The sequence below is a fragment of the Paenibacillus sp. CMM36 genome (genome assembly GCF_053570945.1).
On sequence record NZ_JBSEDY010000005.1, the window covers coordinates 269,664 to 293,705 of the forward strand.

At 46.9% G+C, this 24,042-nt stretch carries 22 protein-coding genes, 1 pseudogene and 1 riboswitch; of the genes and pseudogenes, 6 read left to right on the forward strand and 17 right to left on the reverse strand.

Features of this window, described 5'->3' with window-relative positions:
* Positions 1 to 164: 164 nt before the first annotated feature.
* The gene (locus tag ACWA2B_RS13295) at positions 165 to 1,232 is read left to right on the forward strand and encodes an NAD(P)/FAD-dependent oxidoreductase (RefSeq protein ID WP_029518224.1); all 1,068 of its coding nucleotides are present in this window, start codon (positions 165 to 167) and stop codon (positions 1,230 to 1,232) included.
* An 84-nt stretch (positions 1,233 to 1,316) separates the two neighbouring features.
* Here ACWA2B_RS13295 and ACWA2B_RS13300 read toward each other — a convergent pair whose 3' ends face one another.
* Entirely contained in the window at positions 1,317 to 1,574 is a 258-nt protein-coding gene (locus ACWA2B_RS13300; protein ID WP_023990179.1) for a YuzB family protein, read from the reverse strand.
* An 87-nt stretch (positions 1,575 to 1,661) separates the two neighbouring features.
* On the opposite strand from ACWA2B_RS13300, the gene ACWA2B_RS13305 reads away from it, so the two are divergent.
* Positions 1,662 to 1,907, forward strand: a complete 246-nt coding sequence (locus tag ACWA2B_RS13305) for a NifU family protein (RefSeq protein ID WP_013311836.1) — start codon at positions 1,662 to 1,664, stop codon at positions 1,905 to 1,907.
* 91 nt (positions 1,908 to 1,998) lie between these two features.
* On the opposite strand, the gene ACWA2B_RS13310 is transcribed toward ACWA2B_RS13305, so the two are convergent.
* The 8 genes from ACWA2B_RS13310 to ACWA2B_RS13345 form a co-directional block, all read right to left on the reverse strand.
* Positions 1,999 to 2,763, reverse strand: coding sequence for an SDR family oxidoreductase (locus ACWA2B_RS13310; protein WP_029518222.1), 765 nt, complete (start codon positions 2,761 to 2,763; stop codon positions 1,999 to 2,001).
* A 142-nt stretch (positions 2,764 to 2,905) separates the two neighbouring features.
* Positions 2,906 to 3,748, reverse strand: a complete 843-nt coding sequence (locus tag ACWA2B_RS13315) for a MetQ/NlpA family ABC transporter substrate-binding protein (protein ID WP_029518221.1) — start codon at positions 3,746 to 3,748, stop codon at positions 2,906 to 2,908.
* A 74-nt stretch (positions 3,749 to 3,822) separates the two neighbouring features.
* A complete protein-coding gene (locus tag ACWA2B_RS13320) occupies positions 3,823 to 4,491 on the reverse strand; it encodes a methionine ABC transporter permease (RefSeq protein WP_069012611.1) in 669 nt (222 codons plus the stop codon).
* The gene (locus tag ACWA2B_RS13325; protein WP_029518220.1) at positions 4,488 to 5,510 is read right to left on the reverse strand and encodes a methionine ABC transporter ATP-binding protein; all 1,023 of its coding nucleotides are present in this window, start codon (positions 5,508 to 5,510) and stop codon (positions 4,488 to 4,490) included. The genes ACWA2B_RS13320 and ACWA2B_RS13325 overlap by 4 nt, the downstream gene beginning before the upstream one ends.
* 136 nt (positions 5,511 to 5,646) lie before the next feature.
* Positions 5,647 to 5,786, reverse strand: a riboswitch (SAM riboswitch).
* Positions 5,787 to 5,911: 125 nt separating this feature from the next.
* Positions 5,912 to 6,637 (reverse strand): Cthe_2314 family HEPN domain-containing protein, encoded by a 726-nt coding sequence (locus tag ACWA2B_RS13330; RefSeq protein WP_029518219.1) that lies wholly within the window; start codon positions 6,635 to 6,637, stop codon positions 5,912 to 5,914.
* Positions 6,638 to 6,688: 51 nt separating this feature from the next.
* Positions 6,689 to 8,455, reverse strand: a complete 1,767-nt coding sequence (locus ACWA2B_RS13335; RefSeq protein ID WP_208332629.1) for a UbiD family decarboxylase — start codon at positions 8,453 to 8,455, stop codon at positions 6,689 to 6,691.
* A gap of 129 nt (positions 8,456 to 8,584) precedes the next feature.
* The gene (locus ACWA2B_RS13340; RefSeq protein WP_029518217.1) at positions 8,585 to 9,514 is read right to left on the reverse strand and encodes a COX15/CtaA family protein; all 930 of its coding nucleotides are present in this window, start codon (positions 9,512 to 9,514) and stop codon (positions 8,585 to 8,587) included.
* Between the two features lie 219 nt (positions 9,515 to 9,733).
* The gene (locus ACWA2B_RS13345) at positions 9,734 to 10,078 is read right to left on the reverse strand and encodes a thioredoxin family protein (RefSeq protein ID WP_029518216.1); all 345 of its coding nucleotides are present in this window, start codon (positions 10,076 to 10,078) and stop codon (positions 9,734 to 9,736) included.
* A gap of 239 nt (positions 10,079 to 10,317) precedes the next feature.
* Between ACWA2B_RS13345 and ACWA2B_RS13350 the strand changes: the two genes are divergently transcribed.
* Positions 10,318 to 11,607, forward strand: coding sequence for a DUF2515 family protein (locus tag ACWA2B_RS13350; protein ID WP_449292283.1), 1,290 nt, complete (start codon positions 10,318 to 10,320; stop codon positions 11,605 to 11,607).
* 17 nt (positions 11,608 to 11,624) lie between these two features.
* Here ACWA2B_RS13350 and ACWA2B_RS13355 read toward each other — a convergent pair whose 3' ends face one another.
* From ACWA2B_RS13355 to ACWA2B_RS13385, 7 genes are all read right to left on the reverse strand, one after another.
* Entirely contained in the window at positions 11,625 to 13,259 is a 1,635-nt protein-coding gene (locus ACWA2B_RS13355) for a putative polysaccharide biosynthesis protein (protein ID WP_029518214.1), read from the reverse strand.
* Between the two features lie 138 nt (positions 13,260 to 13,397).
* Positions 13,398 to 13,877 carry a DUF456 domain-containing protein gene (locus ACWA2B_RS13360; protein WP_318627993.1) on the reverse strand — a complete coding sequence of 160 codons (480 nt, stop codon included), beginning with the start codon at positions 13,875 to 13,877 and terminating at the stop codon, positions 13,398 to 13,400.
* Positions 13,878 to 13,928: 51 nt separating this feature from the next.
* On the reverse strand, positions 13,929 to 14,678 hold the full coding sequence (locus ACWA2B_RS13365) for a Cof-type HAD-IIB family hydrolase (protein WP_029518213.1): 750 nt from the start codon (positions 14,676 to 14,678) through the stop codon (positions 13,929 to 13,931).
* An 82-nt stretch (positions 14,679 to 14,760) separates the two neighbouring features.
* Positions 14,761 to 16,839: a peptidoglycan D,D-transpeptidase FtsI family protein gene (locus ACWA2B_RS13370; RefSeq protein ID WP_318627991.1), complete on the reverse strand. Its 2,079-nt coding sequence runs from the start codon at positions 16,837 to 16,839 to the stop codon at positions 14,761 to 14,763.
* A 177-nt stretch (positions 16,840 to 17,016) separates the two neighbouring features.
* Positions 17,017 to 19,098 (reverse strand): peptidoglycan D,D-transpeptidase FtsI family protein, encoded by a 2,082-nt coding sequence (locus ACWA2B_RS13375; protein WP_449292284.1) that lies wholly within the window; start codon positions 19,096 to 19,098, stop codon positions 17,017 to 17,019.
* A gap of 20 nt (positions 19,099 to 19,118) precedes the next feature.
* Positions 19,119 to 20,270 carry a transglutaminase domain-containing protein gene (locus ACWA2B_RS13380; RefSeq protein ID WP_318627989.1) on the reverse strand — a complete coding sequence of 384 codons (1,152 nt, stop codon included), beginning with the start codon at positions 20,268 to 20,270 and terminating at the stop codon, positions 19,119 to 19,121.
* A 16-nt stretch (positions 20,271 to 20,286) separates the two neighbouring features.
* Positions 20,287 to 20,769, reverse strand: coding sequence for a hypothetical protein (locus ACWA2B_RS13385; RefSeq protein ID WP_029518209.1), 483 nt, complete (start codon positions 20,767 to 20,769; stop codon positions 20,287 to 20,289).
* A gap of 223 nt (positions 20,770 to 20,992) precedes the next feature.
* Here ACWA2B_RS13385 and ACWA2B_RS13390 point away from each other — a divergent pair, with 223 nt between their 5' ends.
* From ACWA2B_RS13390 to ACWA2B_RS13400, 3 genes and pseudogenes are all read left to right on the forward strand, one after another.
* Positions 20,993 to 22,162 carry an MFS transporter gene (locus ACWA2B_RS13390; RefSeq protein WP_029518208.1) on the forward strand — a complete coding sequence of 390 codons (1,170 nt, stop codon included), beginning with the start codon at positions 20,993 to 20,995 and terminating at the stop codon, positions 22,160 to 22,162.
* A gap of 184 nt (positions 22,163 to 22,346) precedes the next feature.
* Positions 22,347 to 22,415, forward strand: a pseudogene (locus tag ACWA2B_RS13395) (YjcZ family sporulation protein); the annotation flags it as partial.
* 166 nt (positions 22,416 to 22,581) lie between these two features.
* The gene (locus ACWA2B_RS13400) at positions 22,582 to 22,926 is read left to right on the forward strand and encodes a toprim domain-containing protein (RefSeq protein WP_029518206.1); all 345 of its coding nucleotides are present in this window, start codon (positions 22,582 to 22,584) and stop codon (positions 22,924 to 22,926) included.
* A gap of 89 nt (positions 22,927 to 23,015) precedes the next feature.
* Here ACWA2B_RS13400 and cyoE read toward each other — a convergent pair whose 3' ends face one another.
* Complete coding sequence (cyoE, locus tag ACWA2B_RS13405) at positions 23,016 to 23,960, reverse strand: heme o synthase (RefSeq protein WP_013311855.1); 945 nt, start codon at positions 23,958 to 23,960, stop codon at positions 23,016 to 23,018.
* Positions 23,961 to 24,042: the final 82 nt, after the last annotated feature.

The window sequence follows — 24,042 nt, forward strand, 5'->3', positions numbered from 1 at the left end:
CCATTACTCACACCATGCAGCATCATGCTGCCCCGGAATACGCTGGTCTGTCTGCCACAGGCAGGCCCGATTCTCGGGTTTTATAACAACAAAAACTTGTGTTAGATCGACGAGACACCAGACCATTTGCCGGGGACACGGTAGCGAAAGGAAGGCGGATTTTGATGAAAAATTTCGTTATTCTGGGGGGCGGCTATGGCGGCCTTACCATTGCCAAAGAATTGCTGGATAAACACATTCCCGACGATGTTCAAGTTATTTTAGTGGATCGAATGCCCTTTCAGGGCTTGAAAACAGAGTACTATGCCCTCGCAGCAGGTACGGTTTCTGATTTTGATTTGCGGGTGCATTTTCCAGATGAGCAACGTCTTATTCGCAAATACGGAGAGGTCACCTCGATGGATCTGGAGAATAAAATGGTCCATTTTCAAGACGGTGAACCCTTGCCCTATGATCAGCTTGTCATTGCGTTGGGTTGTACCGACCGCTTTCACAATACACCGGGGGCTGAAGAACACAGCTGTACGATCCAGTCGTTTAACCATACCCGCCAAACCTATCTGCGCTTGAACGAAATCAAGCCATATGGACATGTCCATATTGTAGGCGGCGGTCTTAGCGGTGTTGAGATTGCAGCGGAGTTACGTGAAAGCCGCACGGATTTGAATATTACCATTATGGATCGGGGCGAGCGGGTGCTGTCAGCATTCCCGCAACGTTTGTCTGCCTATGTACATGCTTGGTTCAAGGAGCATCAGGTTAATGCCCTGAACCATGTTGCGGTTTCTCGTATTGAGCCGGGAGCTATTTATAACCGTGACGAGCAAATTGTAACGGATGCAGTGGTATGGACGGCCGGGATTCAGCCAGTAAAAATCGTGCAGGATTTAGCTGTCCCTAAAGACCCTCAGGGTCGTATCGTGCTCAACGATTACTACCAAATACCAGATCATCCAGAGGTATATGTGGTCGGAGACTGTGCGAGCCTTCCCTACTCTCCAAGCGCTCAGGCAGCAGAGGTGCAAGGGGAACAAATCGCACATATTGTACGTGATCTATGGAAAGGTCAAACGCCTCACCCGCATCCTTTAAAGCTGCGCGGTACATTAGGCGCACTTGGCAAGAAGGCCGGGTTCGGCTATGGCTTTATGGGCAGCACTTCATTGCGCGGCCGTGTACCACGCCTGCTTAAAAGCGGTGTGCTCTGGAAGTCCAAACGCCATTTTGGCTGATCATGCTAAACAAACAAAGAAGACCCGCTCCCAAAGCAGGTCTTCTTTGTATATTGCGTGTATGGGCTAACAGAGCATTATATTTCAATCCAAGTCTAGGTTATCCCATGCTTCAGCTTCCTTAATTTTGTTCATAATCACTTCGTACAGAAGCTCTGCTGAATCTGCGGATACAATCTCACCATTGACCATCGCATAGGGTTCCGCGTTACACTGACCGCAATTGCTTAGGCAGCCGTATTCAATCACATCATAATCTGGATTCTGTTCCAGCTTGGACATGATTTCATCAGTGCCCCAATGCATATTACTGGTGCAAAACTCAATAATAGGTCTTAACATTTTTTCACCTGCTTTGGATGACGGGCATTTTAATTTGGCCCGCTTTGTAATATAATAATAAAGGTATAGGAAAGGAGTTGAATTCTAATGAGCGAAACACAAAGCGTTCAAATGTATGATGAAGTAGCAGATGTACTGGATAAGCTCCGTCCGTTCCTGCAACGCGATGGCGGCGACGTTGAGCTGGTTGACGTAGAAGACGGCATCGTTAAGCTGAAGCTGGTAGGCGCTTGCGGCAGTTGCCCAAGTTCCACAATCACGCTGAAAGCAGGGATTGAACGCGCTCTTCTCGAAGAAGTCGACGGCGTCCAAGAAGTGGTACAAGTATTCTAATGCTTGATGCATAAGATCATGAGAGTCTTGACTTCGGTAACGAAGCTCAAGACTCTTTTTTGTGTTACAGCGTCTGAGGGATCACTCAAGCTTATATGGTTGGCCGAATGGGGTCCAATCCTCCCGATACATCCATAATATTGCCTGTTATAAAATCCGAATGCTCCTCACACAAATAGGCGATCACTCGCGCAATGTCCTCTCCGCTCCCCGGACGCCCACGCGGTGTCTCTTTATCCTGCATGCCGATGACATCGGCGATTGACATTTCCTTATTTGCTCCTCGAATATCCCCTGGACAGATCATATTGACCGTGATGCCATAAGGAGCCTCCTCCACAGCCAGTGACTTCGTAAAAGACACCAGCCCCACCTTGGCGGCTGCGTAGACGGCGCGATGCGGCCAAGCCCTCGCTTCTCCAGCATGACCAAAGCCAAAATGAATAATACGTCCCCATTGCTGGCTACGCATGTGAGGCAATACCAAATGATCCAGCAACATGGTACCGACCAGATTCCCTTGTATCATGGTATGAATCTCAGCTACACTGTAATCCGCAAACAGGCGGCGTTCCCGGATGAACGGTCCAGCATTGTTCACCATAATATCGACTCCGCCTAGCCGATCCTGGACTTCACCAATCAGCCTCGTGATATCTTTCTGAACAGTGATATCCCCTTGTAAAGACAGGCAGCGTACTCCCTTAGACTCAATCACCCGCTTAAGCGCTTCGGCTTCTGCTTGGCTATGCACATAATTCAGCGCAATATTACAGCCTTCATTCGCCAGACGCAGAGCGGTCGTTTTACCTAAACCTTTGGCACTACCCGTTATGAATGCGACTTTATCTCTCAACAATTTTCCTCCTGTTCACAGAGAACGGTCACCCCCAAGTATAAAATATTTAAGCTTCCCCTACAACTCTATCCAAAAGAAACCCCAGTCCTCTTGTTCAAGAGAATCTGGGGTTTGCGTGCAATGTGTTCTCGTTCCCTACTTAAAATGCCGGGATAATTGCGCCTTGGTATTTATCTTCAATGAATTTTTTAGTTTCTGGGGATTGCAAAGCTTTAAGCAGCTTCTGAATCGCTTCAGAATCTTTATTATCAGGACGAGCTACCAGAACGTTAGCATATGGAGAATCTTTATCTTCCAGTGCCAGTGCATCCTTCGTCGGGTTCAGCTTAGCTTCCAGAGCGTAGTTCGTGTTGATCAACGCAATGTCCACTTCAGGCAACTGACGTGGCAGCATAGCCGCTTCCAGCTCCTTGAATTTCAGGTTTTTCTTATTTTCAGTAATATCTTTTACCGTAGCTTCAATGTTGCTTGCGTCTTTCAGCTTGATCAGACCTTGTTTTTCCAACAACAACAATGCACGGCCTCCGTTTGTTGCATCGTTCGGAATGGCTACCGTTGCGCCATCTGGGAGTTCATCAAGCTTTTTATATTTTTGGGAGTAGATGCCGAAAGGCTCCAGGTGAACCGCGCCCACAGAAACCAAATTCATTTTGCGCTCTTTGTTCATAACATTCAAGTAAGGTACATGTTGATAGAAGTTAGCATCCAACTGCTTGTCAAACAATTGAACGTTCGGCTGTACATAGTCGTTAAACTGAACGACTTGGAGACGAACCCCTTCTTTTTCCAACTGAGGTTTGATTGCTTCCAAAATTTCCGCATGCGGCACAGGAGAAGCTCCAACTTTCAGCTCCACTTCACGTGGTGATCCGCCTGTATTTTCGGCCGCATTGTTTGTATCCGATGTTGTGCTCTTTGTGCCGCAAGCAGCCAGCACCGCAATTAATGTCAAGCTTAATACAGCCAATACCCATTTCTTCATGTTATTACCCCTCCAATAATTTGTAATATTCAGGAGCAGACGTCCTGATCAATAAGGATATCTATATGTTTTCCCTATTTTCGAGTATAATGCCGCACGAGACGGTCTCCCGCCATTTGCAGCAATTGAACCAATACGACCATCAGCACGACCGCAACGATCATTACAGCCGTTTCATAACGATAATAGCCGTAGTTGATAGCCAGTGTACCCAGTCCACCGCCCCCGATCATCCCGGACATTGCCGTGTAGGATACGAGTGTAACGACGGTAATGGTTAATGCGGCTAGCAGTCCCGGAAGTGCCTCACGTAACAGCACACGCCGGATAATTTGTCCTGTCGAGGCCCCCATTGCTTGTGCGGCTTCAATGACACCCTTGTCCACTTCACGCAGAGACGTTTCGACAAGACGTGCGAAGAATGGGGCAGCCCCGATAACCAATGGTGGGATGGTTCCCAACACCCCGGTCGAGGTACCTACCAGCGATCGTGTAAAAGGAATAAGTGCAACGATCAAAATGATAAATGGCACGGAACGTAAAATGTTAACGATGAATGATAATACAATGTATATCACCTTCATCAGAGTCAACGAGGAGCGGCTCGCCAGAAACAATAATATGCCGAGCGGCAAACCAATAATGAGGGTGAACAATGCGGATGCACCGAGCATCTGAAGGGTTTCCATAGTAGAATTCCCTAGCTCTTCCCAACTCACTTGTGAAAAATCAAGTTCGCTCATTGTCCGATCACCTCCACATCAAGTCCTTGCCCAGACACTTCGCGCAGCGTATGCTCTATATCCTCATGATTTCCTTCAAAACGAACGATTAGCTGACCATAGGGTACATTTTTAATCGTAGATATGGTTCCCTGCAAGATCGCAAAATCAACCCCAGTGCTTCGAGCCGTACGCGACAGAATCGCATCATATGTTTTGCTGCCCAAGAAGGAGATACGTACCACCTGCGCCGACTCGCCCTCACCTGCTGCCGCAATCGCTGCTTGCAACTCCTCGGGATGTTCTGACTCCCGCTGGATAAAGTCCTTGGTTACCTGGTGCTGCGGCTTCAAAAATACTTCCGCCACCGGACCTTGCTCCACGATGTCGCCCTGATGAATGACGCCAACTTTATCACAAATGCTTTGAATGACATGCATTTCATGTGTAATCAACACGATGGTTAAATTAAAACGCTGATTAATATCCAGCAGCAATTTCAGGATAGACCCCGTCGTCTGCGGATCAAGCGCCGAAGTCGCTTCGTCACACAGCAATACATGAGGATCACTAGCCAGCGCCCGTGCAATTCCTACCCGTTGCTTCTGTCCACCTGAGAGCTGTGACGGATATTTTCCACTGTGTTCTTCGAGACCCACCAATTCCAGCAGTTCACGAACCTTCTGGTCCAACTTCTGCTTGGGCGTGTTTACCAGCCGCAACGGAAATGCAATATTGTCATATACCGTCGCCGAAGACAACAAATTAAAATGCTGAAAAATCATTCCGATTTTTCGGCGCTGCATTTGTAACTGGGATTGACTCACAGTAGTGAGGTTTACCCCGTCTACCCATACTTCACCTGAAGTAGGGCGTTCCAATAAATTAATACAGCGGATCAATGTACTTTTCCCTGCCCCGGAGTGACCAATCACTCCGAATATTTCTCCACGCTTTATAGAAAGATTCAACCCAGACAGCGCATTTACGCGTCGGTTGCCTTTGCCATAATGCTTGGTTAACTGCTTAAGCTCTATCAACGTGCTGCGACCCCCTTCACTTCTTCCTTACCCTTTTTACCAGTTGTCATCTCTCAGGATTGTATAAAATCGCTATTTATTTATACAAAAAAGAGCCCCTTTCACAGAATGAAAAGGGCCCCACCTTGCGATCCTTTTCTCATCTGCCAAAATCGCTATAACTCTAGCGGTTTTGTAGGAATTAGCACCATCATGTTCCCTCCCAGTGTATTACACCGGGAAAAAACGGGTTGCCGGGCTTCATCGGGCCAGTCCCTCCACCTCTCTGGATAAGAAAAATATGTTAAACTCCAGCTTTAGCTGTCCGTTAAGTTTATATAAAAAAACATAATTCAAGCATTTTTCTGAAACTAGGTTTCAGTATAGATAGTTTACATTGCTTTGTCAAAGGATATTTTCTATCATATTTTTGGGCGTACTGCCCGGTTCTTCCATTGTTTCGCAGTATAAGTAAAGGCGATTGACAACGACCGACACACCATTTCCAAGCCCTGCTGCAAATCTTCCAAATGGTGATCAAGGTCCTCCAGTTGGATTTTTCCATACAAAGCTCGGTGTCGTTGCCAGAGATCATCCTGCATTTCTGTATTCATATAGTGTATCTCCGTATTTCGCCGCTTACGCAGCCGATTGATCGCATCGTTGTATGTATCCTTGATATCATATAAATTATCGGTCAATACAGGATGCATTTTGAGATACTTGAGCTGCCGCAACACGGTAAAATACGAATAATGCGCCTTATACTGTCCTGTTTTTAAATCATACAGATCATTCAGCCAGTTGCCCAGCTTATCCAGAATGGAAAATACCCTCACAAACCCATCTTTATAAAAGAAAACATACAATGCATAGTCGGATTTTTCATCCTCACTCATATCTTCAGCATATCCGGCTTTCACTTTCATACGGAAAAAGGCGGCAGCATGATGGCTCTGCTCCAGTTCATCCAGAGATGACATTAGACCGCGTGTCAAAATATCCGCCTTCCGAAAATCGTGGGTCGGATCTCCACCAGCCTGAATTTGCCGTTCCAGCAGGTTCAACATATCTGACATGCTATTCATGGCATCTAGCAGGATGCCCTTGTTCACACGCGGCGGCTCACCCAGTAGCTTGCGTATCATGCTTACGCCTCCTTATAAATATAAAATCCGGCTGTAGGTTTAATTAGGGCGTCAAGCGAAATAACTTGTCCATCGTTGATCTACAAGCTTAACAATATCCTCACGCGGTAACACCTCATCCGGATACCCCGGCTTCATACGCGCATCCACTACAATCGGCAGCTTATAGTTCAGATGATGCAAACGCACTTCGCTGTCCGCGTACATATCCGTAGCCGGGTTAAAGCGAGTGAATACCGTCCACAGGAACGAGGCTTGAGAGCGAACGACTTCCTTGGCATCGTCCACAATGAAAACGAGCGGCCACTCTTGCTCACCCGCAGCTAATCGCTCCAATACACGCGCAGCGAGTTCAGGCTCCTGCTCAAAGGAAGAGCCGGACACAACGAGGCACCCTCCGCAATAGGGCTCAATTTCACGAATTCCCGGCAGATCGCCTCCCTCATAAGCACGAGGCAATTCACGTACAGGCTCACCTATTCCCATCAGGATCGCCTTACTGCCATGATTCAGCTTGCGGCCTGTGTAATCGAGTGTATCGTGTGACGTGTGATTGAAAATAAATAAATCCCTTGCTGGATTAAATCGCTCCAGAATGGTTTCTAACAGCAGGTTAAAGTCAGATAAATCAATGACTCGATCTGTCAGCATCAGGAACTTGGTCAATGACAATTGACCTTGACCCAAAATGGTAAAACCGGATACAAGCGCTTCACGGGAGTAGCTTTCACGTACGACTGCCGCTGCCAGCGCATGTACGCCCGTTTCCGCATACGCCCACAGGGACTTGACGGAAGGCATCACAAGCGGATAGGCAGGCGACAGCAGACGTTGCAAAAACTCACCGAGGTAGTAGTCTTCTTGCCGAGGCTTACCTACAATGGTTGCCGGATAAATGGCATCCTTGCGGTGATGCATATGTTTGACATGAAATACAGGGAAATCATGCTGTAATGAATAATATCCAAAATGATCGCCAAACGGGCCTTCCGGACGGCGTTCATGAGGTGGCACATAACCGCTGATTGCAAATTCTGCTTCTGCTGGAATCCGATGACCCCCAAGCGGGTCCTCTGTCATGGGCAGCTTGCCTCCCATAATAAGCGAAGCCAGCAACAGCTCAGGCAAGTTTTCCGGTGCTGGAGCAATGGCAGACGCAATCAGAGCAGGCGGGCCACCGATGATAATCGTCGTAGGCAACGGCTCATTACGCAGCTCCGCTTCATGATAATGGAAACCGCCGCCTTTATGAATTTGCCAGTGAATGCCCGTCGTCTGATCATCATAAATCTGAATGCGGTACATCCCCAGATTATGATCCTTGGGCTGACCTGGCTTCTCGGTATACACGAGTGGAAGGGTAATAAACGGTCCTCCATCCTCATGCCAACTGGTCACTTTAGGCAGTGGTGCCAGCGGAGCCTCTGTACGGCGAACTCCCAATACAGGAGCCTCGCTATGAGATACTGTTTTTAGGCCTACTTTTAGCATGTCCTTAATCAGGCCACGTTCATTCCACAATGCTTTGGGTGTAGGTGGAAACAATGTTTTGGTTGCTCCTACAATCGCATCCATCAGTTGCTCTGGGCGCGGGCCAAAAGCCATGTCCACACGGCGATTCGTGCCAAACAGATTACTGGCTACAGGAAACGGAGTTCCTTTTACATTCGTGAACAGCAGTGCCGGCCCTTCTTCCTCAATGACTCTTCGATGAATCTCAGCCAGCTCCAAGTAAGGATCGACAGGTGCCTCTATAATTTTAAGATGATTTTCTTTACGCAGTGCTTCAATAAATTGGCGCAAATTCTGGTAGATCAACTGGACGATTCCTCCTAAGCAAATCAAGCCCTCGAGAAACTCGTGGGCCTGGTTTGTTTCTTATATGCTATTATACGTGTTTAAACGCCACTTGGGCAAAAATCCGCTTCACTATGATCTATGAAATGCTTAGGTACGTTGTGCTTGGGTCGGAACAAGCTTGCGATCCGGTGACAATTGCCATACACGATAGCTCAGATAAGCCAAGATGGAGAACAACGATGCAATCACCAGCATATGCCCCAGCACGATAAACATGTAGATTTCAGGTCTGTTGACGTACAGCAAGATAATTCCAATCACCACTTGAAGCAGGATTAACAAGACCGATACAACACCCAATATACGGATGTCCCGGTGATTCGGGTGATAACGGTATGCGTAGTGACCCACAGCCAAGATAATGACGAACAGCAGACCGGCTGAAATCTGATGAAGCAACAGTGGAGATATGAAGCCTCCAATATTTACAACCTTCTGGATGACCGAGTGACTAAGCAACGCCCCTGAATAGACAGCAATATAGGTATAGATCGTCGATAGCCATATAAAATTACGAAAGCCCCGACTGACAGGCCCAGGAATCAGACGCGGAGTGTGGCGTGAGTCCGCATGCTCCTGCCAGGCCCCCAGCGTCATCATAGTCGCACTGGCAAAAGCGATAAGCGCAAAGCCAAAATGCAGTCCCATGACCGCAGCTGATTGGGAGAATATGACAGCCAACGCCCCCATTGCACCTTGTATGATCACAAACAAGAGCGTGAGCAGCGAGAATAGCTGTAAATCCTTTCGATGCTTCATAAACAGCAAAAAGCCAACAAATGAGGCGATAGAAAGAATCCCGGCCATGGCACTGACGGAGCGGTGAGAGAACTCAATAAGGGATGCGATCGTATGTGCCGGAACCAGCTTACCATTGCATAGCGGGAATTCCCGGCCACAGCCCAGACCCGAATCCGTCCGCGTCACAACACCTCCACCGAAGGTAGCCAAAAACATGACAATACATGTTACGAGTGCCAGCCATTTTAATATTCTAATTTTGTTATTCAAATTCACCCGTATCCTTCCAAATATAATATTTATTCACTTTATATGTTGTGAAATGATCACTTATAGTAATTATAACTGATATATCGTTCCTTGACATACGAGCTTTGTTGACAAAATGTGAACGTGTTCGTGAGAAAGCCGCCCCCTTGAAAGGAAGCGGCTTTCTGAATGTCTTGATGTTTAAAATTCAATTTGGAACCTTCATGTATGCATGTACAGCATTCATTATTTTGCCAAGCTCGTATGGACTTCAACAGCCCGATCCAAAAATTGCTCAATCTCCTCGCGGGATTTGCGCAGTCTGTTCACCAGACGTACCAGTTCTCGCCCTTCACTGTAAGCGATAAAGCTAGGAATCCCCAATACATTCTGCTCTTGACTGACGCTTTCGGCCTGTTCTACATCAATCTCAATTAATGTAAGCTTATCTGCATATTGTTGTTCCACATCAGGCATGAACGGATCAATGAAATGACAATCCCCACACCAGTCCGCCTTAAATACAGCCACCGTTACGCCCGGAGTGGATATTGCCTTATTAAAGTCTTCATGAGAGACGATTTTTTGCATGGATGATTCCTCCTTAAATTCTTTTTATACTGAAAAGATTGCACTTTCTATTGTAACGCCAAGTGAAGCTTTTGCACACTCCCCCATTCTGCTCACATGCCGATTGGAAGCCCTCTCATTGAGGCATACTAAATATATACTTAAGAATCCACCACATAAACGACGACATCCTAACAGCATACCCAACTTACTTGGCAGGATACGGGGATGCTTGCAGTTGGAAAGGAGGTTATTTAGTCATGTCTCTTACCGAATGGCTCCATACGGCATCTCGACAGCTTCAGGGAGGGCTAAAGTTACTGGGTTCCGTTCCCCGTGTTGCTGAGGAAGCTTGGGAAGGCAAACGGGCAGCCTGGACCGAATCCCGCAAATTACGCTACCCCTTGCGTGAACTAGCGTGGGATTATCATACGGCACAGGCCGCTATGAATGAAGCTGAAGCGTTAATATTGGTGAACGGACCCGCTACGCGTCCCTCTTCTCTGAATATGCCCTTATGCGAAACAGACTGTGAGCTGCTGGAGCGGATCAAGAACGATACAGCACAGGAGAATCGCAGCAACGTTACCCGCACTGCTGCTTACCTTGAATGCTATCGTGGCTACCCGGAGTTACACTGGGCATTACTGGCTCACCTGGTTTCTCGTAATGGCGGCTATCATATGACCGATCTGAAAGGGGGACTGATTGACAACCTATTCGGCGAGCAGGAAAAGGAATGGCTGTATCGGCTACTGGAGCGCTGTAACGCCCTTATTTTTCAAGACGCTTATCCGCAGTTGCAACTTTACATGCACAGCCGTCATTTAGGTCGGAGTTGCTTTCATTTGTTGCCTTATTTTCACGTTTCGCCATTCATGAAGCCCTTTTGGGAACGTTTCTGGGCATGGCGTGATAGCTCTCTGTTGACTGTGGCGCTCATCATTAATGAACAAAACTATATTGAAGGACGTGTAGTAAAAGATCCGTATTTTCAAAAATTTGTGACACACAAGCCGGGCTTTTATTTGCATGACTGGCTCCAGCTTAATCAGGTTATATTTCCACTTGGGCTAAACGGTGGGCTTGCTGGACTAGTGATGGAGCGTTTCGGCCATTTGGACGAGCGGATCGGCTTTGGCAAAAGTCTCTATGCTATGCTCTTCGGCCATCAGCAGGTGCTGGACCAGGCATCAGCATTCGCTAACAGTGTGCCGCATACGGGTTCACGCAGCGACTATTGGCCTGGACTATTCACCCCGAATGAACAAAAAGCGTTGCACTCTCCAGATGAAAGTGCAACGCTTTTAGCACATGAATGGCTACCGCCAGGACAACGTCTGTACAGCCCGGAGCTGAACGCCGTCTGGTCCGATACAACTTATGATCCAATCCCCCGGTATGACTGGTTTCAGGACGGCTCCACACTTGGGCATCTAAGCGAACCAAGGCGACCGCTGTTATTTGCCATGCGCCACGAGCATCGCCATGGCATACAAAAAACAGCAATGGCCCACGTTGCCCATAACAGCTTGCAACCTTTCCACTGAAAGACTGGAGAGCTCTTTTAGCCTCGCTGTCCTGTGGACTCACGCTGTAGGCGCATTAACGGACGTAGTACCTTTTGCAACATACGTGGGTAGTTGCCCAGCTCGTCCCTGCGCAATACGCGCAATACAACCAGCAACACCAAGTAGCATACCAGTACAGTCGCTCCGGCAATGCAGCATGCGATGAAGAAGGCTACACGCGCAGGCATCAGATGCACCAGCAGAATACAGGCTTCATTTACACCGTATCCGATAGCTCCTGAGACGACGACTGCGGTTAAGAAACCTGCCCAGCGACGGCCCATGATGGAAAAGGAGACGATCCCTTTAAGCACACGCAAATTCAGCAACGTGATCACGAGGAAACATAATCCGGTTGCGGCAATGATCCCGTAAATCCCAAGCCAACCAGCCAGCAGCCAGCTCGCTGCAAACTTGACGACGATCCCGACCATGACATTAACCATTGAAATACGCGGCTTGCCCATACCGATCAATATCGAATTAGAAGTCATCATCGTAATCTGGAATATCGTTCCGAGTGTCAGAACAGCGATGATACCACTGCCTCCAAGCGAGCTGAACAGTAAACCATTAATAGAATAAGCGGTCACACATAAAGCCAGCACAATCGGCATTCCAGTCAAAATAGAGATACGCAAAGCCAGCGTCATCTGATTTTGTAAATGCTGCTCATCCTTACGGGCAAATGCCGCTGAAATGATCGGAATAAGCGATTGACTGAGCGCAATGGCCAAAATCGGCGGAATTCCCGCCACACTCTGTGCCCGAGAGCCTAGATAACCCAACTGAGTAGTCGCCTGATCCAATCCCACTTGACCAGATAGCAGTCTCACCACAATCGACGTATCAATAAAGTTGACCGCCGGAACCGTCAGAGACGACAATACAATTGGAATGGAAAGCTTGAAAATATCTTTGTAAATGCGCATCATCGGTAGCGCGGAGCTTTCCTCTTGGAATTGATCTTGACGATCCTGTCGATCCTGACGACGCAATTTTACCGTGTAGTACAACATGACCGCCAGAGCGCCAAGACTTCCCATGACACCCCCAAAGGAGGCCCCAGCTGCAACCTCGCGATCTCCATAACCCAGCTTCAAAATAATAAAAGCGAGTATAATAGCGGTCGCTACCCGTGCAACCTGCTCCACAATTTGTGAAATACCGCCTGCGGTCATATTACCGCGCCCTTGGAAGTATCCACGCATCATAGCAATGGCAGGGAACAGCAGTAATGCTGGCGCCAAAGCCTGAATGGCCAAAGCGGATTGCGGAACCCCTGCTACATGCTCGGCAAAATAAGGCGCTCCAAAATACAGCAGCGCTGTAATGATAATGCCTGCCGCAGCCGCGAATATCAAAGCCGCACGATACACACGTCGCGCTTCCGAAGGTCGGTCCAGTGCATAACGTTCTGAAACCATTTTGCTCAATGTGCTTGGAATGCCGGCCGTAGCCACCGTGAGCAGCATCAAGTAAGCGTTGTTCGCAATGGTAAACGAGGCGTTCCCGACGGAACCGAGCAGATGCTCCAGTGGAACACGCTGTACCAGACCAAGCACTCTGGCCACCAAGGCGGCAGCGGCTAAAATAAGCGTACCTTTAAGGAATGTTTCTTTATTGGACAAAATGCGTTCCCTTCTTTCTTGCTGTTCACACGCATGCAAAAGCCCCGCACAAACTGTCATGGCCTGAGCCATCACCGGTGCGGAGCCGCATGTCGATTCTGTCTCTGCAAATCATAATAAACGAAAATGAATCTCGGGTTATAACACCCAAATTAAGAATACAATAATCATGGCAAGCTGCAAAATCACTTTCATCACGGTGCTGGTAAAAAGGCCTAACACAGAGCCAAAGCCCACTTTAATAGCTCGGTCCAGCGGGGCTTTGCTTATCAGCTCACCTAGCACAGCGCCAATAAATGGTCCCAAAATCAGGCCAAATGCCGGAATAACAAAGGGGCCAATAATAATCCCGATAGTACTCAGTATCGCTGACAGGCGCGAGCCACCAAATCGTTTGACTCCCCAGGCATTCACAGCGTAATCCGCGATAAAAAGGGCAACGACGATTAGCGTCTGAATGATCCAGAACAATTTATTATATGAAGCAAACGAGAAAAACCAGCCGTACACAAAAAACGCAAAATAGATGGCGAGCGCCCCCGGCAATACGGGATATACCGCCCCCGCCATGCCCACAATGAACAGCACAATGACAACAATCCAGCCTACAATGTCCATGGGCCTCCTCCTTCTCGTCCATTTATTCTGCTTGCTGCATCATTCGTTTTATTACACAAGCACATAATCGCGGATCACTTCTACAATGCCGTCGTCATTGTTCGAAGCCACGACCACATCAGCGGCTTCTTTTACTGTATCCTGAGCATTCCCCATTGCTACGCCCAGTCCAACCGCTTGAATCACAGCCAGGTCATTCAGACTGTCGCCAACGGCAACCACCTGCTCCAGAGTAATGCCAAGCAGGTCGCACACTTCAGCGATTCCACTGGCCTTGGATATACCAGCTGGGTTAATTTCCAGATTCGTCATTGAAGAATTGGAGATTTCAAGTCCACCCATGTCCTGAAGCTTCAGCAAAATTTGGTGGCGAATTTCGTCATTTTCCGTATTATAACCGAATTTAAGCCATTCCTGTGTGTCCAATGTATTCGGCCAACGATCTCTGTTATATAATTCCTCCGTTGAGTAAGCCCAGAACCAGGAGCCTGTTTCTACAGCAATCTGGTGCATCTTACGAACGAGCTCCTTATCAAGTAAATAACGACGCCACAACTCGTGGGGTGATTTCCACACCTCACTGCCGTTTACGGTTACCATTGGCGTCTCCAGGCCGAGTTGCTGACCGTAAGGCAGAGCATGCATCGCTGCACGTCCGGTGGACAAGCATACATGGATCCCTTCCTGTATCGCCTTGTTAATCCAGTTAATCGTTTCCAAGGAAATTTCATGATTATCATTCAGTAAAGTTCCATCCATGTCGAGCGCAAGCAGTTTGTATTTATATTGGTTCTCTCCCATAGTGTCTCTTCCTCCTGTATGTCCCTTATGTCCAACGACATTTTACCATGAAAAAGAGAAGCCCACAAAAAAATTCAAGTCCTCACTTTGCTGCCAGAGGCTTTTTAGGAGTACCATCTAGCCCATATACTTCGTCATACGCATCAAATATTTTACGCGCAACCGGTCCCGCGCTCGTCGCACCAAAGCCCCCTTCAGGAATGATGACCGCTACTGCCAGCTTCGGATTTTGACGTGGAGCAAAAGCGATGAACACCCCGTTATCTTTAACCGTACGTCCCACCACCTGCTCGGAAGTCCCCGTTTTACGGGCATAATCATAAGGAAATCCATTAAAGGCTTTAACATCCGTAGCCATACCTCGAATCACTGTATTCCAGTGCGTATCTGAAAAAGCGACCTCATTCAGCACCTTCGGCTTAAATTCACGTACAAGATTCCCCTGATCATCTACAATTTTGCTGACCAAATGAGGCTGCATACGCTTGCCCTTTGTTGCCAGCACAGTTGTATACTGGGCTAACTGCATGGCCGTATACTTTCCCTGCTGACCAAAGGATGCCTGTACCAAACGTGTCAGCGCACTTTCATGCTTGCTCATATACTCAAGTCTGCCTGCCCACTCGCCCGGCAAATCTACTTCAGTTGGTACGCCTAATCCAAATTCCTTCATATACTTGTCCCATACATCAATTCCCTGATGAATCCCTGCATTACTTCCGTATTTGTCATACATCGGCTTGCCGATCATATCCACCATAAACGTATTTGACGAGACCTCAATTGCCCTGCTAGGTGTCAAAGAACCATACACATGTCCGCTAGAATTCCCAACCCGGCTGGAGCGATTTTTACCGTAGTACGCACTTCCCGTATCCTGATAAGTCTGTCCGGGGGAAAACAGGTTTTCCTTCAACCCGATCAGCACGGTCAGCGGTTTAATGGTTGAACCCAGAAGTACCGAGGATTCTGGATGTGGACCTGCTTTACCGCTAGGGACGGATTTAATGGTTCCGTTTCCCATTTTATGCTGAATTTCGTCATATACCGAAGGTGGGGTACTCCCACTTTTCCATACATTAGAGTCATAATCCGGCATACTGGCCATTGCCACGATATTTCCGGTCTCTACCTCCATCGCTACAGCGAAGCCAGTGGTTGCGTCTTGATGAAGCTTCCCCGATACGGCATGAGTATGAAGCCAGCGAAGCTGATCCATAATGGCCTGTTCGGTTTTCTGCTGAATTTCCTTGTTGATGGTGGAATATAAATGATGTCCTTTTTCAGGAGGAGTAATGGATTCAATGCCCTCCGGCATGCTGCGAGGATTGACCTCTACCGTTTTATATCCGTTTTTCCCTCTCAGCTCGTCCTGGTACTGAAGCTCCAAGCCATCATATCCGACCGTTTCACTTTCCGAATAAACCTGTGCCGGTTTTAAAACCTCTGAATTCGCTTCATAGAGCTCTTTATATTTGGGCCGGTTCGTTCGAGCTCCTTTGAACTTGTACATATATCCAATCGTTTGTACCGCCACCCGATCCGGGTCATAATGGCGTACACTTTCTTCTACAACCTCTACACCAGGGAACTCTGTCCGATGTTCCAGAAAATAAGCGATTTCCTCCCGACTCAAGTCGGATTTGACCAATCGCGGGGTAAATCCCCTATATTGATTATAGTCCGGGTCCAGTCGCTTTTTTATTTCCTCTGCATTAAGCTGCTCCCCTTCGGTATGCCCCAGTTCGTTTAATTTGGCAGCAAGTCTGGTAGCAAAAGCATCGAGCTCAGGGAGCAGCTTTTCCCCCGGCTTGCGATCTTTCTCCGTACGTTTGCTATAATCCTTAGATAAAGTTACATACAAGGACTGTACTGAAGTCGAATACGCCAGCTTAACCGTACCTGTAGAGTCATAAATCGTGCCGCGACTCGGGGCTAACGGGACATTTTTTGTATTTACGGATTGCTGCTGCCCTTTCAGCTCCTCCGATTGTACAAACTGCAATACAGCTAGTCTGGTAATGATCAGGGCAAACAGCACAAAAGCACTAAAAAACAGCAGGTTGGTTCGTAAAACCGTCCGTTTTTTTCGTGACTCTTCATTCTCTTCAACATTTTTCTTTTTGAATGAAAACTTTTTATCCAAACTTCCTCTGTCCATATTAGCTTGTCATTACTCCTTCCAATAGGGTATATTCCTGATCCTACCATATCCAAAGCCATAAACGATGAATTCCGAGATGACAATTTTGTAAGAAAACATAGAAAAAACATAAAAAAGCTTCCCTCAGCCCAAAGGCTAAGAGAAGCTTTTATGAAATGATATCGTATAAAATGATTATGGCTGTTTGATTGCGTTAGGATCGGTTGCTGTGGCATCCTTTTTCTTAGGTACCCCGTCCAATCCATAAACTTCGTCGTAGGCATCAAAGATTTTACGTGCCACAGGTCCGGCGCTCCATGCCCCGAAGCCCCCCTCAGGAATAACAACCGCTACTGCAAGTTTGGGATTTTGACGTGGAGCAAAGGCAATAAATACCCCGTTATCTTTTAGTTCTCTGCCCACACTTTGCTGCGATGTCCCTGTTTTGCGAGCAAAGTCATAAGGGAAACCTTTAAATGCGCTGACATCTGTTGCCATCCCGCGTATGACCTCATTCCAGTAGGCATCCGGAAATTTTACTTCATTTAGTACTTTCGGCTTAAACGTTTGAACTACATTGCCGTTGGTATCTTTAATTTGACTGACCAAATGCGGCTCCATCCGTTTACCCTTGGTAGCGATCATTGTTGTGTACTGGGCAAGTTGCATAGGTGTATATTTACCTTGTTGACCAAAGGAAGCATATGCCAGTTTGGAGAGGGCTGACTCGTCTTTTTTCGTATATTCTAAAAGCCCCTTGAACTCACCGGGCAAGTCTACTCCAGTAGAAACACCTAATCCAAACTCCTTCATATAACGATCCCATACGTTAACGCCCTGGTCTTCTGTAGCATTATTTCTGTATTTATTATATAAGCGCTTGCCAACCATATCGACCATGAAAGCATTAGAGGAATGACGTATAGCGGTAGCCGGGTCCATTGAACCGTACACATGACCAGATGAGTTCCGCACCCGTGCAGAGTTGTTACGTCCGAAATAGGCTGCTCCTGTGTCTTGATAATACGTATTTGTTGTAAACAGTCCTTCTTCCAATCCAATAAGAACAGACAGCGGTTTAATAGTTGATCCGAGAAGCACGGTAGAATCTGGGTGCTGTCCAGATTGGCCTGAGCCAACATTCTTAATTGTAGCATTTTGATACACATGTTTTATTTCTTCATATTTGTCTTTTGAAATCGTACCCGTTTGCCAATAATTCGCATCATAATCCGGCATACTAGCCATCGCCACCACATTTCCTGTATCCACTTCCATAGCCACAGCAAAGCCTGTTTTAGCATAAGGATGAGTCCTGCCAGATACAGCGTGTGTATGAAGCCATCTCAATTGATCCATAATAGCATTTTCAGTCTTCACCTGAATTTCTTTGTTAATCGTGGAATAGACATTATCCCCTTTTTGCGGAGGTGTAACAGAATCTACGCCTTCAGGCATATTGCGCGGATCAATCGGGACCGTTTTATAACCATTTTTCCCTCGTAACTGTTCCTGATATTGAAATTCCAGTCCATCAAAGCCAACAGATTCATTATCCATATAAATGAGGCCCGGATCATTTTCAGCTGACATGGATTTTTGGATGTTTTTATATTTATCCAACGTTTCACGTGCACTCTTATAGCTTTTAATGTAGCCAACCGTTTGGACAGCCACCGTATCAGGATCATAATGGCGTACCGTTTCCTCAACGACATCTACGCCCGGAAACTCACTCTTATGCTGCATAAAATAGGCCACTTCATCTTTGTTAAGATTCGTTTTAATCAAACGCGGCGTAAAACCGCTAAATCGCTGATAGTTCCGATCCATAGCGTCCATAATTTGTTCTGCCGTCATTTTTGGCTCATCTTTATTACCATATTGGGCAAATCGATTTGCCAGCTTTTGTGTCATGTTTTCCAACTCAGGCAACAATTTTTTATCAGGCTTACGCGATTTCTCCAAAAGGTCGCTGTAGTTCTTGGAGAGCGTGATATACAGCGATTGTACAGGTGTCGAATACGCCAGTCTGTTCTGTCCGGTTGAATCATAAATCGTTCCGCGAATCGGCGTAAGTGGTACATTTTTGGTAACATTACTGGCCTCCTGCTGCTTAAGCTGAGGTCCATCTACAAATTGAAGTATCGCCAATCTTACAATGATGACTGTAAATATAATGAACGAGCTGAAAAAGAACAGATTGATCCGAAAGCTGAATCTTTTTCGATCAGACGTCCCATTGTCTGTTCCCTGCTCGTTGTCTATCTTTCTCATGTGCCCTTTTCCACTCCTTATTAAATCACTTTATCCTTGATATGTGTTTGGGCAAAACCAGGCGGATTAAACCAGTCCCCACTTTGCGCCCAGGTCGGGTCTAGCGGTACCCACTGATTCTGTCCGCTCAAATATACCTCATTCCAGGCATGGGACCCGTATCCTCCCTGTCCGTTGTACCCAAGGCCTGTTACAACCTTGACCTGTAGCCCCTGCGAACGAGCCATCATTGAGTAAAGGCGGGCATAATCAATGCACACTCCTTTACGTGTATCAAACGTATCTCTGGGAGTCTGTTCATGCCAGTCACCACGTTGCTCATAGGCTTCAACCTTACTGTAATCATAGCTAATACGGGTGCCTACCCATTCATACAACGCTCTAGCTTTTTGCTCGTCACCGCTAGCCCCTTCTGTAATCTTGGCCGCTGCCTGAACGATATCGCTTGGAATGTCCCGGTCGATTATTTCATATTTGCGCTGCATGATACCATTCAATTCCTTGGTAACAGCCTGCGTAAATACGGGCAGCTTATCCTTAATCAGAGTCCCCGACAACGGCTCAATGACCGATTGCGCACCTTGCTTATAAATCGGTGAAGCTTGTACGTAGCTGCTAAACCCGCTGTCTGGGTACAGACTTACGCCTATGAACAGCAGGGCTATGATTATCATGGCGCGAGCTCCACCAATAAGAGTACCTATTCCAGCCCCTGCCACCCTGCTGAAAAAGCCCGATTTTTGGGGATGCTCATGGAGAGAGGAATCTGATTTTCCACCTACCATCAACACATAAATGGCACGCAGTATAAACTGGGCAATAGCATAACTGAGCATGAACAATACGGCGAATCGCAGCAGCGGAAAACCCTCTATCCCCGCCACAAGCGTATAATAAAATTGCTCAATCCCGCTTAGTTTTCGCTGTGGCAAATGCTCCATGTAAGCTGCCAGCCATTGTTGCACCTTCGGTGAAAGCCACATGGCTAATCCGAGCGAGCACAAAATACCCGCTACAGTCAGTATGCCATCCACAATAAGACTAAACAGCGCCCCTACAGATCTGGAAGCTCCTCGTCTCCAGCCCTGAATCAACGACAGCAGTACAATGACAATTAAAAACACCGTCACGCCATTCCAATGAAGAATAGGCTCCAGCCAGGATGGTTTCATTGAGTTCCTCCTGTCTCTACGGCGACTGTGGCGACTGTGTTACAGCCGAGCCTTTCGCACCTTCGATATATTTCTTGACGGTATCGCCCATACTCCACTCGCCCAGCGACATCCCCTGAAACCATACCTTGACCTTGTCACCATCAAATGGACCTTTCACTTCCAAGTTGGAGCTGGTTACCGAAAACGTACCATCCGCGTTGGATGTGTATTGGGCATCCCGTCCCTCTTTGATCATCATGTTCAAGGCCTCGCTCTGAACCTTGTTAATCGCATCATCCTTTGCCTGAGTAACGACCTTGCCGACCTGTTCAAAGGAAATGCCACTGTAGATAAGCAAGCCTGCAATTACGACGATGACAATCAGCCATTTTATGAGAGTTCTTACAACCTTCAATATGACTAACAATAGGACAAGCCCAATTAATATATACAGCCAATTATCTTGAACAATCTGCCAATTATGTTCCAAAAACTCTCTCCAGACGCCCTTATCCATTTCGCTACACTCCCGTTTTCAACTACATGATTCGAATTGCAAAATTGTCTCTGTAATTATACATGATTACGCAATGTCCTGTCAGCTTAGGTCTTATACATACCTTGTCTTTCAATTCTTGTCCATACAAAGTGGTCTATGTTCGTCCAATCCAGCGTACAACTTAGGAAGGGCCAATACGAAGTAACATGAAAGTTTACATTAGGGAAAGGGGGTCATTCACATGAAAACAGCCCTCTGGCTGTATCTCTTTTTGTTCATTGCCTTTTTTGATCTGCATGCGCAATATCCTATTTTGACGCCATTCGCCATCTCTCTGGGGGCAGCTCCTACCTTTATCGGTTGGATGATGGGGATTTACTCTCTGACTCACCTGCCTGGCAATTTGATGGCAGGTCCCAAAGTCGACAAACACGGCAGTCGCCGATATATTATGTTCAGCCTGACAGCTGCAGGCCTGATCCTGATCATTCAATCGTACATCCATACACCGTGGGAATTACTTTTTCTGCGTGCGATTAGTGGCTATGTGTTGGCTTTTTTATCTCCAGCCTGTCTGGCCATGCTGGCGCAACTGTCTGATCATCCGGTTACGCAGGGTAAATATATGTCGGGGCATGGTGTCGTCCATACGTTGGCCTCTGTTCTGTCTCCAGCCGCAGGCGCATTTATCGTAGCCAGTTTTGGCTTTAGCGAGACATTTAGTTCCCTTGGCATCATTCTCGTAATCACGGGGCTTATGGCTTATTTCACCTTACCCAAAAAAGCACCCGCTCCGCAGGCCCAATTATCTGATGGTCATACGACACCTGCTCCACTCTCGGCAGCACAGACGCGGTTACCATTCAATTGGCGTTACCTGCTTTTACCTTTTGTTTTGGCGTGCGCACAAGGCATTTTATTTTATGAGATCCCATTACGAAATAACGGTTCTGCGTCCATGATGTCCACCGGATTGCTTTTTTCCATCATCAGTTTGGGAGCACTCTGTACGCTTAGTTTGCTTTTTCTGAACAAATATTCACCGATGGTAAGGCTACTTTGTGGCATTATTCTGATGTCTTTAAGCTTCTATGCACTCGCCACCACGCCCGAAGCGACAATAGGCATCATCCTGTTTATTTTGGGAACAGCCAAAGGCATCATTTTTCCAGCGCTGGCCTCTCTCTTCATACGAATTGGAGGTGCTCGATTGGGCAAAACCTTTGCCCTGCAATCCATTGCAACGTCAATCGGCTCCTTTGCCGGGCCTGTACTGGCGGGTCAGCTTCCGGATCACATATCCCCTTTTTTTATCGCATTTCTGATTCTGATGGCTGGCCTGCTATTCGTTCCCGTTAAGCGCATATCTCCGACACCGCCACTGTCTGCCACAGGACCTTATCATTCCTAGCTAGTCTGAGGCAGTGGGTATGCTAAAATGCTATCTTTAAAGCCCAAAATGCCGTTCCAGAGGGCAGATGCACAGTACACTATACCCCTATCCACATAGACTATTTTGACTGAACATTCACTAATAAAGGGAGGTGCAGCCTGTGAGCCACTGTCATCCTGTAAGCCCTTGCCCTGTTTTTGGAACTTCAACTGGCACCATTCTTGTTCTTTATATTCTGCTCGTCATCATTCTCCGTACTTGCTGGTTTTAATGTCTAAATTGCCCTAACATGTTGTCCCTTGTACCCATGCCTGCCACTTCTGGCAGGCTATTTTGTTATTTTTTGCATGAGAACCCTATTTGGAGCTACACTATACTCATATTCTTCATTTCCCGGGGAATTTCGAGCATATGTATCAGACAAGGGGTGAGCTTAAATGGCGATAACCGTGATCGTCGAAGGGAAAAATGACCGCAGCAAACTTCGCCGATTACTTGACCCGGAGGTTCACATTTTATGCACCTTCGGCACACTAAACTCTATAAAACTGGAATCCCTCCACAAGCGAGCCAAGCACGACGAAATATATTTATTTATGGACAATGACAGCTCAGGGAAAAAAATAAGGGGTGTGCTTGCAGACTCTTTTCCAGATGCCTACCATATGTATACCCGCAAAGGATACGCTGGCGTAGAAGGGACTCCAGACGAATATGTGATCGCTCAATTGGAAAAAGCAGGATTGGAAGAATACATTATATACCCGCCACCTGTTCTTTAGTCTTGAATAACAAAAAAGGCTGTCCTCAGGCCGCTTTCATGCCTGTTGGACAGCTATATGGTGTACTATAAAATGCCTCTAAAATGACATTAGAATTTATGAACCGTATCGACGATCATCAGCAAGAAGCTGAGTGTCAGATGGTTAATGGAAAAGAAAAATACTTTTTTGGCCCAGGAATCCGTTTCTTCTTCCTTAATCGTAAAACCTTTAAAGGCATAGAATGCCCACAGCACGGACAGTAACACGGACACGATCATAAAAATCATACCGGCATATCCATAAGCATACATAAGGATGGGTACCGGAATCAGCAATACAATATAAGGAATCATCTGAATCTTTGTCCGATGGATACCTTTTACGACTGGCAACAACGGAAATCCTGCTGCGCGATATTCCTCAACTCTGCGAATAGCAAGTGCCCAGAAGTGAGGCGGCTGCCATAAGAACAGGAGAGCGAATAAAAGCCAAGCGCCCATATCAATACGACCCGAAGCGGCCACATAACCAATTACAGGAGGCATTGCACCAGAAATACCGCCGATGGATGTACTCCATGTAGATGAACGTTTTAACCAAAGTGTATAAATACCGACGTAGACGAACATACCAAGTAATCCCAGTAACCCTGCCTTTACACCAGAGAAGAAGAATAGAACAGCTAACCCTACAACACCCAAAATAATAGCGTATGACAACACCGTTGTAGGGGTCAGACGCCCTGTTGGCAGTGAGCGATTACGTGTACGCTCCATTTTCAAATCCAGCTCACGGTCAAAATAGTTGTTAAAAACACAAGAAGACGCCATAACTAGCATTGTACCTAAAAGTGTAAGAATTAGCTTTATATAGTCAACGTCCCATTGCGATGCTAACCAAAAACCACCAAAGGCTGCAACCAGATTGGTACGAAGGATGCCTGGCTTGGTAACTGTAATAAAATCTTTCCAAGTGCCCGCTTTGCCGGGTGGTTTAGATTTTACAGAATAGGTAGCCGCATCCGAAGAAGTCTTATAACTTATATTATCCATTGTGAGTAACTCCCCCTTAGAGATGTATGAATTCGGGAGTAAGTTGAACTCCGATATAAATTTTATCATATACCTACCCCAA